Genomic DNA, 12,971 nt, shown 5'->3' on the forward strand with positions numbered 1-12,971 from the left:
AATTCTTTTTTATTTCCTATATTTGAAAGTACTTACTTGAGCGTTAAATATCTCTATGGATAGCATCAAAAAACATCCGGAAATAAAGTGCTTTATTACCGTGGCGACAATTGTGGCACAACTAGAAGTGATTTTGACTGAAGCAAAAAGCTTATCGCTTACCTCCAAAAACGCCAGAGTTGTCGCAATTAGGGCGGGGGAGGCTGCTTTAGGCTTCAAATCGATCACCAATTTTATCAACGAATTTTCCGGGCGCACCATTCAAACAACAGAACATATTAATTTACACGCCAGCCAGTTATTTCGGCTCGCGTTACATCATTTGCGCGCTAGTCAATTTGAGCAGCACCTCGCTAATAGCCTTGCATTGTTTGAGCATCCGCAAAGTCGCGCATTACACCACAAGGCGGCAGGGCAAGTGAAAGATGCCATGACAGCGCTTAAACATGAATTGCAAAACTTACAGTGGCAATTTGAAGAAATAGAACAACAAATGCGCGCAGCCGAATACATCGCAGTGACGTCGCGTGTAGAAGCATCACAGGCAGGTGAGTTTTGTGCCAGTTTGGAATCTGTTTCAGACTATATAAGCTCCGCTGCAATGCGTATTAAAGGCGCGATAGAGACTAACCTCAGCACACTCGATGAGTTAGAAAGGGTATTTAAATGAAATCGACCGATTTATACCAAGGTAAACATCACAAATGGATTGTATTTGGCCGGGATCAGGGAAAATCAGAAAAAATAATTGATACCAACCAATATATGATCGTGACTAACCAGCAAACCATGTTGTTAGATCCAGGTGGTATAGAGTTATTTTCTGCGATGTTAGCTGGCATATTAAGTCATACTGAACTCGAGAAAGTGACTACCTTATTTGCATCACACCAAGACCCAGATATCATTTCTTCACTGGGTTTGTGGGATAAAACTATTCCAAATGCCAAGCTATACGCGCCTTGGCTGTGGGAAGGGTTTATTCGCCACTTTGGTATGGATAATATTGAATATAAGTCGATCCCCGATGAAGGACAAGAGTTGCGCTTAGATGGTGTGACGTTTCGTTTTATTCCAGCCCATTTTTTACATTCCTCGGGTAACTTTCATGTTTATGATGCTGAAGCCAAAATTCTGATGAGCGGTGATATTGGCGCTCGCTTGAAGAGCCAGACGCCCCCATGTTTGTTGAAGACTTTGCCAAACACGCCGATAAAATGCGTTACTTTCACCAGCGCTGGATGCCGTCTAATAGCGCGAAAAAGAACTGGATTGCGCGCGTACGCGAACTTGATATAGACATGATGGCGCCACAGCACGGGCGGATCTTTAAAGGTGAGGCAGTACAAGAGTTTCTTGAGTGGTTTGATAATTTGGAAGTTGGTATAGTGAATTCGTAAGTTGATAACTTGAACTCATAGTTAAAAACAATCTAACTTACTGATATATTTTAATAAAACGTGTGTAAGCGCGCTTATCTTATGCTTTTTGATATTGCCTTTTGTGTGTCAATTAATTTGGGATTCATTGCGAACCAGCATAATGAGTAGTACGTAAATTAAAACGTAATGTGTTTTTGAGTTCAGGAATACGATTAAAGGAAACGGTATGACAAGGGTTTTAGTTGGATTAGCTGTATTGTTTGCATCATTGGCATTACATGCAAAAGACCAAGGAAAAGTACAAGCGCTGTATGATTTTGACCATAAAGTGCACTATCGCCAAACACAGTTGGCTGATAACAAATACAAGCTGTCTATTCGAGAAGGCAGTTATCAAGAGTTTGCTAAGCAATCTGTATTTATGTTGCGCCACAGCGCAGCGCTGTGTAAAAGCGATAAATTTAATCTTAAGTTTGTGTCGGGAATTCAAGCGTTTGAAAAATTCCCAACAGAGCCTAGAGCAAATCCAGGCCCATTAGTTGCTGAACTAACCTGTAGCTAATTATGCAAGTGAAATAAAGAATATGCTAACAGCGTTAAAATTTTCGATGTAGATTGACTACATACGGAAGTTCTACTTTGTTAGCTTTTCATCATCTCGCGTTATTTCCCATTGCGTAACTAGCATAATGGATATCGCTGTTAATCTTGATAGCCCCATGGTGCAGCAGGTGGTGTAATTGGGTTAGTTAAATCAAAGTCTACTCTAAACTCGCGCCCTTCACGTACTAAGCGATAGGTATATGTCTCTGGGTAAATGAAAATTTGCCATGTATTTCCATTTGATTGTGGTATTCCTTGTTTTACAAATAACTCTTTTGAGTATTGATCGGCAGGAAAAGATTGTGCGTGTTGCCAGCCTGCATCAACCGTATGGCCGCCATACATGGTTGATACATCGTATTCACCGTTACTCATGCGGTGGTCGTGCTTTAAACTTAAACCTGAACCAGTTTTGGTGATAATCCATGTGCGTGATGCATCGTCACCAACATGAAATGGAATTTGTAGTTCTGTGTCACTGCATTTACGCACATGCATTACTAATTTTTTACCGCTGAAAGAACCATTATCTTGGTTATCAACCGTTACTTTTCCTTGGTATGCCTTACCGCAATGAGCGCGCAATTTATCGAAAAAAGCGTCGTGACTAGCAATACTAACTTTTGGTGCTGGTTTGACTACCGCTGGGCCGAGGTTTTTTGCGCTGCTCGCTGCAAGTGCTGAGGCAGGTATTAAGCTGCTAATGAGTGCAGCCAAAGCAAATTTATATTTCATCGTGTAATTCCATATTTCTATTTGGTAGCCCAGGGGGAGCTGTAAATTAAGTTATGAGGTGATCCTTCGTAATGCTGTGGAAAAGTACACTTGTAGATAGCACAGCAAAGATCAACAGGCTCTAGCATAACATTCATTTAGCATAACAAAAGTGTGTTGAGATGAGGTTAACGACGCTCATTGTGATGAAGTTCGCAAAATAACATTTTAGCATTAGTTAAAGTTATTAATGTTTGTTGCATTTGCAACATAGGTGTTTGATTCAGAAATAAGTTTTTTAAAAACGGGTTGTGTTGTGTCTAATTTAGGTATTAAATGGCCTCGATTAAATAAATGTTACAAATATTCTAAAGCTATGCTGTTTTTAGTCGACAACATATATGCGTTAGAACAATAAATTGTTTAATCAAGCCTTATACAATTTCCCCACCGTCACTGAAGTTTAGAGGTAAAAATGTTTCAAGCCATAAAAATTAAAACTAAGTTGCAAATCCTTTCAGGGATCGCGGTAGTTTCAATGGCTGCTCTCACGTTATTAAATGTTTATATTGCAGGGAAGAAGCAAGTATTAGTGGATGCTACAGAAGATTTAATTGCTGCTGAGCGCGCTGTCGCAGATACATTGCGTATTGAAGTTAAGTTCTTGGAGAAGCCAGCGTCAGGTTTCCGCCAAGAATTGGTAAATCGAGTCGATGAAGCTGAGTCGGCCTTAACTAAACTACAACAAAAACTATCTGAGTTTGATGTAACTCCACGTGCGCTTGCTGATACAAGAGAAATGCTATCAACATTAGAGCGTGATTTTGTCAGTTTAGATGAACTGTACATTGAGTATGGTTACAACCAAAATGCGGGATTGCGTAAAGAACTACGCGGTGCCGTTCATAAATTAGAAGAACAAGCAAAAGCGACTAATCGCCTAGACATCAGTGTATTAGTGCTGCAACTTCGCCGAAGTGAAAAAGATTTCATTATGCGAGGCGACAAAAAATACATTGCGCGTATTAACAGTACGGTTGCTGAGTTAGAAAAGCTGCTACTTATCAGCAATGATAGAAATTTAATCAGCTTATTAAAGCAGTATCAAAATGCTTTTTTAAAAGCGTCTGAGCGTTATCTTGCAATTGGCTTTAACCAAACAACAGGTTTAAAGAGCCAAGTTGCAGAAACCGAAGATAAGCTAAAAATATCACTTGAAGCGCTAGGGGTTGAGTTAGAGGCTATTCAAGAAGATATCTACGCAGATGCTAAAGTGCAGCAAATTGCATTGAGTTTAATTTTGGCATTCGCATTAGTTGGCTTTTTATTTACCATCACACGCTCTGTTACAACGTCAATTGATAGTGTTATTAACGATATTGACCGCATCGCGCATTCGGGTGACTTGTCGATTAAGGTTCGCAAACACGGTAATGATGAGTTGGCGATGTTGGCCGATAGTGTGAATGAATTGATGGCGAAGTTTTTATCCGTACTACAAACCATTCATCACTCGGTTGAAATTGTAAATACTGAATCGACTCGTGTAGCGCAGGTAGTGGAATCGAGTGGCCAGCAACTGGTTCAGCAAAAATCGGAAGTTGAAACAGTTGCAAGTGCGGTAACTGAAATGGGCGCAGTAGCGCATGATATTGCTATTAATGCTGAAACAACCTCAAACCGTGTTGATACAGTTTCACAAAACGCGACGATTGGGCAGAAGCAAATAGAAACAACCGTTGATCAAATGACCTTATTGAGTAATCAATTGGTTGAATCTGCTGAGCAGGTTAATTTACTGCGTGAAAAGAGCAACGCAATTAACGCTGTGATGGAAGTTATTCGTGGCATCGCAGAGCAAACTAACCTACTTGCGTTAAATGCAGCGATTGAAGCCGCGCGTGCGGGTGAGCAAGGTCGAGGTTTTGCGGTTGTTGCTGATGAAGTTCGCTCTCTTGCGGTGAAAACACAAGAGTCAACGCAAGAAATTACGCAGATCATTACCGACTTGCAATCAAGCACTGCGAACATTGTCGACAGTATTGAATTGTGCAAATCGCAAGGTTTAGAAACGGCTGAGCAAACAGATAAAGCAGGTAAAGCGTTCGCTGAAATTATTGCCGATATTCAGGAAATCTCAGAGATGACGTCAACCATTGCGGTGGCGGTTGAGCAGCAATCTACTGTGGCACAAGAGATAAACCAAAATATTGTACAAATCAGCGACTATGCAGATGAACTAGCAAATAGCTCACTGGCTAACTCTGAAGCCTCAAATCAGGTTTCACATCAAGCTGATGAGCTCGATAATGCAATAAAGTGGTTTAAAATTTAACTACAAAATTAAATGGTTAGAGTAAAAGCGAGGTTAGTAATAGCCTCGCTTTTTTATTGCTTTTTAGAATATCTTGGTTAACTTTAATACAGTGCTCACAAACAATAAGGAAAAAGACATGGCAAGTTACACAAAGCACCAAGCAGGCACATTTTGCTGGACGGAATTATGCTCTCGCGATTGGGCGTCAGCGAAGGCATTTTATACTCAACTATTTGACTGGCAACATGATGATCAGCCGATAGGTGATGATTTGTATTACACCATGCTGCAACTTAATGGCAAAGATATTGGTGCCATGTACCAAATGGAAGCAGAGCGTTTAGAGCAAAAAGTACCAAGTCATTGGCTAAATTATATTGCGGTAGATAATGTTGACGAAACCGTTGAGAAAGCTAAGCAAGCAGGTGCACGTGTAATTGCTGGCCCTCATGATGTTATGGATGCAGGGCGCATGGCGATGTTCTTTGAGCCGAACGGAGCAATGTTTGCGATATGGCAAGGTAATCAGCATTGTGGTTCACAAATCAAAAATGAAGCGCGCAGTGTGTGTTGGAACGAGCTTGCATCAAAAGACGCAGAGGCAAGCCGACAGTTTTATTCATCTGTATTCGGCTGGCAATATAAAGTTGAAGACATGGATGGTATGCCATACACCATTTTTATGTTAGGTGATGAAGAAATTGCGGGCATGCTGGAAATGAATGAAGAGTGGGGCGATATGCCAGCACACTGGATGACTTACTTCCAAGTAACCAATTGTGATGAAACCTTAGCAAAAGTAGAGGAGCTGGGTGGTACCGTATGCGTACCTGCAACCGACGTGCCCAATGTTGGTCGTTTTAGTGTGATCAACGACCCACAAGGCGGATTTCTATCTGTGATTGAAATGTAGTTCAGTAGTATTACGTTGTATCAACTAAATGTTTTTAGTTGATACAACGATTTGGTATCTGTAAAACACACGCTAAGTAGCGATTTAATCCAAAACGAAATAATAGCAAGCGTCACTACAATCCAAACCGACAAGAATAAAAGTGAGCCACTTGGTAAATTTGGTGTTTGCCCTGCAACGCCATAGCTCATAATGGTTATGTAAGCATAATATCCAATCAAACTGAGTAAACAGCAGCTAATTATTAATGACGTTTTAACCCCTTGCTGTGATTCTTTTCGTCTTAATTTGCTTTGTCGTTTTACATACATGTAGCTACCGCTGAGTGATAAAAATGATAACGCAATACCACAAACAAACCATGCTAATTTAACCCACAAACCAGCAAAATTGCCAAAATGAAGAGGATCTGCTGTATCAGATAAACGCCAATAGAGCCCTTGGCTTGATGCTGTTTGGTTATAAACAACTTCACCACTGTATGGGTTAATGTAAAGTTTATTGGCACGATCACGTACTAAGATATCAGCTGACTGCCCCTCCACATAAAAGTAACCACCAGAGAATCTCATAGCTCTAATATCTAAATCGGGCCGTGCATTTTGAGCTATTTTTTCTAGCGTAACAATTGATAAGGGTTGCGTATTTTGCGCTTCTAACTCAGCTATAGGGTTGACGGCGAAGTTACCAACATCTGTAAATGCAGTTTTGCCATCGACTAAGTCCATGCGTACAAATTCGTACAAGTACCAAATACTAGTCAGCGAAATTATTACGGCGAACCATAAACTCCAAACACCAGAAAATTTATGCAAACTGGCTAGTTTTGCGCGACTATCGCCATTCCATGAAAGTTGTAGCCACTTTTTCCACCATCCTTGATATAGATAAACGGCACTTACGGTTGAGAAACATAAGGGTAATGCAAAAATAAGTACCAAATAGTACGAGACGATGCTATCGAATATGCCGAAAAAGTGCATATGAAAGTCACGAAAGAAACGTTGAATATTTAAAAAGCTAGTGACTCCAGTAACTTCTCCATTAACGGGGTCAACGTAAACATGTTGCCAAGGTTTACCTTTAAATCTAACTACAAAGTCGTGTGCAAAATAAGGTTCTCCCGAAGAAAATGCAATACCGATTTGTGCGTTTGGAAACTGTGTTTGAACCTTTTGATAGGCTTCACCTAAACTCACATTATGAGCTTGTGGCTGTGCTCTAGCCTTATTATCAAATAGCCAGTCTAATTCGTATGAAATGGTTGCAAAAGCGCCAGTCCAGCAGATAAAAAACAATATTAGACCAAACCACACGCCGCTTAGACTATGCCAGCTAAACCATTGCTTTTTTGTCATTAAGTAATCTTCCTTGCATTCTTAAAACGACGTTTAATAATGTTTGGCTTGTTGTGAAATAACCCGATTTGTATTTTCTCGATTTATTACACTTACTCGCAATAAAACGAAGCTCACATTGTGTATCAATTTGAAATTTAAAGTATTGTAGTGATAATGATTTGCATTTACAATATTGCGCGACGTTTTTTTATTAAGGATTAATATGAAGTTTAGTCGCCTAGCTTTGGCTGTATCAGCTATTTTAATGTTACCTCATATCGTATTTGCTAACGAACCGAGTGATACCAGCCAAAAAACTAAAAAAGATCTAAAAGACATAGAAGTAATTGAGATTTTAGGTCGAAGCTCGCAATCCACTTTCTCCGATTATAGCTATTCAGTAACGCGCACAGCAGCAGATATTTTAGAAATTCCCCAATCAATAAGTGCAGTAACAAAAGAAGTGATTCAAGACCAAGCTATGATGCGTCTTAATGACGTAACCCCTTTTGTTAGTGGCGCAAATGAATATTCTGTTTATGACGATATCACAATTCGCGGTTTTCGCAGTCAGGACGATCGTCGGGTTAACGGAATGCGAACTCATAATAACTTTTGGAACCAAACATTAATTGCCCACGTTGAGCGTGTTGAAGTAATTAAAGGACCTGCTTCTGCTGTTTTTGGTGATGCAAGTCCTGGTGGTACCGTTAATACCGTTACTAAAAAACCGCTTGCGGAAAGTCGTCATAATATTAGTGCGCGTGTCGGTAGTTATTCAGATAAGTACATCGCATTAGATTCGACAGGGCAAATCGCTCACAGTGACGATTTATTGTATCGCTTTAACGGTGGTTATGAAGATTCAGACACATTTAGAGACAATATTTTCAATAAAAGTTTATTGCTCTCACCAAGCTTAACTTACTTACTTGGCCAAGACACAAAATTAAACTTTGAAGTAGTTTACTCTGATAGTAAGGGCTTACTTGACCGAGGGCAGCCAAACCTTAGGGGAGCGACCGACCTTTCAAAAATTCCTATGTCACTCTCGTCAAACCAGCCGGGTGATAAACTTGATACTACATCGCTTTCAGCAAGTTTGACTCTAGATCATCACTTTAATGATTATTGGTCACTCGGCTTTAAATACATGCATTTAGACAGTGAACAAAAATTAGTAGAGCACCGAGCTGCAACTTACATTGCCGATTCTGATTCTGTGTTTAATGTATGGTATACCGATCGCGATATTGATGCTGACTCTGATAATGTGACAGCATATGTAACCGGCAAACTATACACGGGCGATATCGAACACAATATTGTTGTAGGTGGTGATTATATTGATAATCATAAAGTTAATTCGCAAAGAATGAGCCGCTCAGCAGGGACTTTTGATATTTTGAATCCAACATATCAACAGCCTAATGTAGACAGTTACAACTTAGGTGATGTGTTTGAATTTGGTGGAGGGTTAACAAGTAACGGTTTATATATTCAAGACCATATTAAGTTTGAAGACTTGTCTATTCTTGCGAGTTTACGTCGTGAGGATTATAAACTAACAGACCTTAACGGCAATGAGAGTTCAGATAGCGATATTTTACCGCGCTTAGGTGTTGTATATAACCTGTCGTTAGACTCTAGTGTGTACGCTAGTTGGGTTACGGGTTTTGAACCGCCATCAACGTTTTTAAATACGGAAGAACAAGGTGGTCCATTTGGGCCGATTGACAGTTATTTATACGAAGTCGGCTATAAAACAAAACTGTTTGATGAAAAAGTGTTACTAACAACGTCTTTGTATCAAATCACTAAACAAAATGTACTAGTTCAAGACTTAGAGCGTTCAGGCGAGTTAGGATACCGAGTGTATCGCCAACGTGGTGAAGAACAAGCTAAGGGCTTTGAGTTTGATATAAACGGCCAAATCAGCGAAGACTGGCTTGTAATTGCAAATTACGCCTACAACCGAGCAGAAATTACGGAAGATTCTGACCCTACGCTAATTGGTGAGCAAAAAGAAAATGCACCAAAGAATTCTGCGACTTTGTGGAGTAAATATACGCTTACTGACACCTGGAAAATTGCTGGTGGAGCAACCTTTATTGATGAACGCAATACGTCGGACGACGCTGTATTACCTTCATACACGATCTTACAAGCAGGCGTTTATTTTACGCAACCAAAGTGGCAAGCTGCTTTGTTAATTGACAACTTACTCGACAAAGATCATTGGACTGGTGGCTACTCTTACGGTCAGCTATTTCCAGGCGACCCAAGAACGGTAAGCTTAACAATGAACTACACTTGGTAGGGGATATTGGTTTTTGTTGCAAAAACAAACTTTAAAGATTAGTAAACCCTAGACACACCTTGTATTTTATCTAAAAGATACCAATGTTTATTGGTATCTTTTTTATTGGGAAAAAATTATGACACAACACGTGGTTATTACGGGCGCAAACCGCGGTATCGGGCTTGCATTTGTTGAGCAATATATTAAACAAGGTTTTAATGTGACTGCTGTAGTGCGCACTGCAAGTGAAAAACTTAATGCAAGTGGCGCAAACGTGATTGAGGGAGTTGATGTTGCAAATGCAGATGATATTGCCAAACTTAAAACGCAACTTGGTGATCAAGCAATTGATATTCTAATAAATAATGCGGGTGTGTTTCATAACGAAAGCCTAAGCAATATGGATTTTGCGAACCTAGAGCAGCAAATTAATATTAATGCAGTTGCACCAGTCCGCGTGACGCATGCACTACAAGCAAACTTGCGTGCTGGCAGCAAAGTGGCAATGATCACAAGCCGTATGGGATCAATTGAAGATAATGGCTCAGGTGCATATATTGGTTATCGCATGTCAAAAGCCGCGCTCAATGCCGCGAGTAAAAGTATGGCGATTGAACTTGCATCGCGTGATGTTAGCCTAGCAATCTTACATCCAGGTTTTGTACAAACCGCAATGGTCGGCTTTGCTGGCGATATCACACCAGAGCTTGCTGCTAGTCGTTTAATTACGCGTATTGATGAGCTAAATTTAAATAATACAGGCACTTTTTGGCACTCGAATGGCGAAGTGTTGCCTTGGTAATTTAACGCTCTACAGGGCTGGGTAAATCAAGTAACAGCGCAAAGCTGTAAAGCATGGTTTGCTCCGCCTCGGTTAATTGATTATCCCATTTAGCTGTAAACTCGATAGCTTGCAAAAAAGCATTGCGATTTTTCAGTGGTAAACGAGTGAGTACAGCAAAAAACTGATGTGCGTGCTCAATATCAAAAAGTTTAAACTCAATTACCTCCAACCCTTTCATATTAAATTGCTGACATGTTGCTTTAAACGCTTGCTGTTGCTCATGTTCAGATTCGTGACCAATCGCTGCAATTAAACTCACAAAGTACCGCCATGCGAGAATCAGTTTTTTGCTATTACGAGTGGTAACGGCAAGGGTACGTTTCGCTTTAGTGACTTGCATTAAGATAATTTCTAAATACAACCAAGTAATTAAATACTGATTGCGTTGCCTGGTATTCGTTTTAGGCGCTAGATTTTTTTGCTTAACAATTTGCCAGCACAACTCAGTGAAGTCGTGTTTTTGTTTTTCCCCTAGGCTGGTAATACTTGGCGATGCTAACTCGATAAGTTGAAAGCGTTCGTTTTCAGATAATTTAGCAAGTTCGCTTTCGGCGCAATCAAGGGTATACGCATCAACGTAGTGTGATGATAATAAGCAATTTAGTTGTAAATTTCGTAACTCAAACTCGTCACTAATTAATAACAGCGGAATAAGTGTAAAACACGCGTAAGGGTCGTGTACTAAATGCGATAGTTTGTCTGATAAATGACTGGTATCGGCAGTGATGGTTTGATTGATTATAGGCGTGCTGTTTTCAGTTAAAAACTCGCGTGTTGCGCTTAATTGCATTGCTTGGTAGTTGGCAACACTCGGCCTTTCACGAAAACCAGCACTTGGCGGCTGCCAACTTGGGTCTAGCTTAGCAATTCGCTTCACAATTGGCGGATGAGTCGAAAATGAACTTACCCAAGGGGTTCTTATTTGATTAAAAAATAAATGGCTGTATTGATGAAAGTGAGCATTGCGATGTGGCTTTCGAAGTCCTGCGGCTACTTTCAGCGCATCTGCGAGCGCTGCGGGATTACGATTAAACTGACAGGCACTGGCATCCGCTAGATATTCGCGGCGACGGCAAATTGCGGCTTTAATAAAATCGGCCATTAATGTGCCAATATAGCCGTAACAAATAAGCATAAGTGCAATTACTAACTCCAAGCCTCCAGAGCCTTTAGCGTTACCACGCCCTGCAGCGGCGGCACGCTCGAGTATCCACTCACCTGCTAAACCGATAAAACTAATAGCAAAGGTAGCTGCAACTAATCGGTTATTCAGTTTTATATCACCATTAACAATATGACTAAATTCATGGGCGACAACCGCTTGTAGTTCGTCACGGGTTAGTTTTTCAAGTGCACCTCGGGTTACCGTAATCACCGCATTATGGCTGTTATGACCCGCCGCAAATGCGTTTACTTGGCTATGATGCAATTGTAGGTAAACGCGAGGTACTGTGGTACGTGCTGCTATTGCCATTTCCTCAACCACATTGAGCAATTGCTTTTCTAACGGATGAAAGGTGTTGGGCTGTATACGTGTTGCACCTAATTGCTCAGCAATTTTGCTGCCACCCGTACGCAGTTGGCGGTATTTATAAATGCCCGTAGTAAAAATAAGTATTGCAGTAACGAGTGCTGATGGAATATGCCATTGATATGGATTTTGTGCACGAAATACATCCCAACCTTGGTACAAAATAAGGTTTAGATTACTGGCTATTCGGGCATCGAAAATAAGACCAAAAAACCATTGTGCAAGCAACACAATTAGGCCAACGGCAATGCAAAATAAGCAAACCAGCATAGCGCTGGCACGCCGGTTTGCAGCTTGTTGCTGAAAAAAGTTTTTCATTAATTAAAGTTGTACAGAGGGGGCTTGTCGTATACTGGTTTTTTCTAGCTCTAACACGCTGGCATCATTTTTGTGGCCAAATTTAGCTGCGACTAAGTTGTTTGGAAAGCTTTGTTTGTAGGTGTTATATTGCATAACTTCATCGTTATAAGCTTGGCGCGCAAAGGCTATTTTATTTTCTGTTGAAACCAGCTCTTCATGTAAATCTTTTACCGTTTCGTTGGCTTTTAATTCAGGGTAATCCTCAATAGTAATTTGTAAACCTGAAAGAGCCTGCGTTAAGGTGTTTTCAGCGTTAGCTAATTGTTTAATCAGTGCGCCATTGTTTGGGGCTTGTTTTGCCTGCTCTAAATAACTTAACGCGGCATTTCGCGCTTTGGTGACTTGCTCAAGCGTACTGCTTTCATGTTTTAAGTAAGCTTGGCAGGTGTTGACTAAATTTGGGATTAAGTCATGACGTCGGTGTAGCTGCACATCAATTTGTGCAAAAGCGTTAATCACATAATTGCGATACTTAACGAGTGTATTAAATATCACAATAACAAACACTGCTAATAACGCGAGTATAAGTAACAAAATACCAATAGTTGAGAAGAAGTTATCAATTACACTGGTCATTAAATTTCCTTGAGAAATGCCTCTAAACTGTCAACACAATGGCTAAAAGCGCCAAAAAATTCAACTATTTTGCTATCATATCGGCAATT

Annotated in this window: 10 protein-coding genes and 1 pseudogene; 7 read left to right on the forward strand and 4 right to left on the reverse strand. The window is 40.3% G+C overall.

Features of this window, described 5'->3' with window-relative positions; all coding sequences use genetic code 11:
* Window positions 1–112 precede the first annotated feature (112 nt).
* The 3 genes and pseudogenes from C2M30_RS00945 to C2M30_RS00955 all read left to right on the forward strand — a co-directional run bounded on the left by C2M30_RS00945 (window position 113) and on the right by C2M30_RS00955 (window position 1,944).
* On the forward strand, window positions 113–670 hold the full coding sequence (locus C2M30_RS00945; RefSeq protein ID WP_234004659.1) for a chemotaxis protein: 558 nt from the start codon (window positions 113–115) through the stop codon (window positions 668–670).
* Window positions 667–1,400: pseudogene (locus C2M30_RS00950) on the forward strand (MBL fold metallo-hydrolase). Before C2M30_RS00945 ends, C2M30_RS00950 begins: the two are co-directional and overlap by 4 nt.
* A 208-nt stretch (window positions 1,401–1,608) precedes the next feature.
* Window positions 1,609–1,944 carry a hypothetical protein gene (locus C2M30_RS00955; RefSeq protein WP_010562205.1) on the forward strand — a complete coding sequence of 112 codons (336 nt, stop codon included), beginning with the start codon at window positions 1,609–1,611 and terminating at the stop codon, window positions 1,942–1,944.
* Between the two features lie 140 nt (window positions 1,945–2,084).
* Here C2M30_RS00955 and C2M30_RS00960 read toward each other — a convergent pair whose 3' ends face one another.
* Window positions 2,085–2,720 carry a hypothetical protein gene (locus tag C2M30_RS00960; protein ID WP_199775859.1) on the reverse strand — a complete coding sequence of 212 codons (636 nt, stop codon included), beginning with the start codon at window positions 2,718–2,720 and terminating at the stop codon, window positions 2,085–2,087.
* A 517-nt stretch (window positions 2,721–3,237) separates the two neighbouring features.
* Here C2M30_RS00960 and C2M30_RS00965 point away from each other — a divergent pair.
* Together C2M30_RS00965 and C2M30_RS00970 are read left to right on the forward strand one after the other, a co-directional pair.
* The gene (locus tag C2M30_RS00965) at window positions 3,238–5,034 is read left to right on the forward strand and encodes a methyl-accepting chemotaxis protein (RefSeq protein WP_234004660.1); all 1,797 of its coding nucleotides are present in this window, start codon (window positions 3,238–3,240) and stop codon (window positions 5,032–5,034) included.
* A 118-nt stretch (window positions 5,035–5,152) separates the two neighbouring features.
* On the forward strand, window positions 5,153–5,929 hold the full coding sequence (locus C2M30_RS00970) for a VOC family protein (protein ID WP_105170353.1): 777 nt from the start codon (window positions 5,153–5,155) through the stop codon (window positions 5,927–5,929).
* A gap of 20 nt (window positions 5,930–5,949) precedes the next feature.
* Here the strand turns inward: C2M30_RS00970 and C2M30_RS00975 are convergent, their stop codons facing one another.
* Window positions 5,950–7,287 (reverse strand): PepSY-associated TM helix domain-containing protein, encoded by a 1,338-nt coding sequence (locus tag C2M30_RS00975; protein WP_105170354.1) that lies wholly within the window; start codon window positions 7,285–7,287, stop codon window positions 5,950–5,952.
* A 205-nt stretch (window positions 7,288–7,492) separates the two neighbouring features.
* Between C2M30_RS00975 and C2M30_RS00980 the strand changes: the two genes are divergently transcribed.
* Both C2M30_RS00980 and C2M30_RS00985 read left to right on the forward strand, forming a co-directional pair.
* Window positions 7,493–9,589 carry a TonB-dependent siderophore receptor gene (locus C2M30_RS00980; RefSeq protein WP_105170355.1) on the forward strand — a complete coding sequence of 699 codons (2,097 nt, stop codon included), beginning with the start codon at window positions 7,493–7,495 and terminating at the stop codon, window positions 9,587–9,589.
* A 118-nt stretch (window positions 9,590–9,707) separates the two neighbouring features.
* Entirely contained in the window at window positions 9,708–10,373 is a 666-nt protein-coding gene (locus C2M30_RS00985) for an SDR family oxidoreductase (RefSeq protein ID WP_105170356.1), read from the forward strand.
* Window position 10,374: 1 nt separating this feature from the next.
* Here the strand turns inward: C2M30_RS00985 and C2M30_RS00990 are convergent, their stop codons facing one another.
* Window positions 10,375–12,264, reverse strand: coding sequence for a M48 family metallopeptidase (locus tag C2M30_RS00990; protein ID WP_105170357.1), 1,890 nt, complete (start codon window positions 12,262–12,264; stop codon window positions 10,375–10,377).
* A 3-nt stretch (window positions 12,265–12,267) separates the two neighbouring features.
* Window positions 12,268–12,882, reverse strand: coding sequence for a LemA family protein (locus C2M30_RS00995; RefSeq protein ID WP_105170358.1), 615 nt, complete (start codon window positions 12,880–12,882; stop codon window positions 12,268–12,270).
* Between the last annotated feature and the right edge of the window lie 89 nt (window positions 12,883–12,971).

The sequence above is a fragment of the Pseudoalteromonas sp. T1lg24 genome, assembly GCF_002964745.1.
GTDB classification, from domain to species: Bacteria; Pseudomonadota; Gammaproteobacteria; order Enterobacterales; family Alteromonadaceae; genus Pseudoalteromonas; species Pseudoalteromonas spongiae.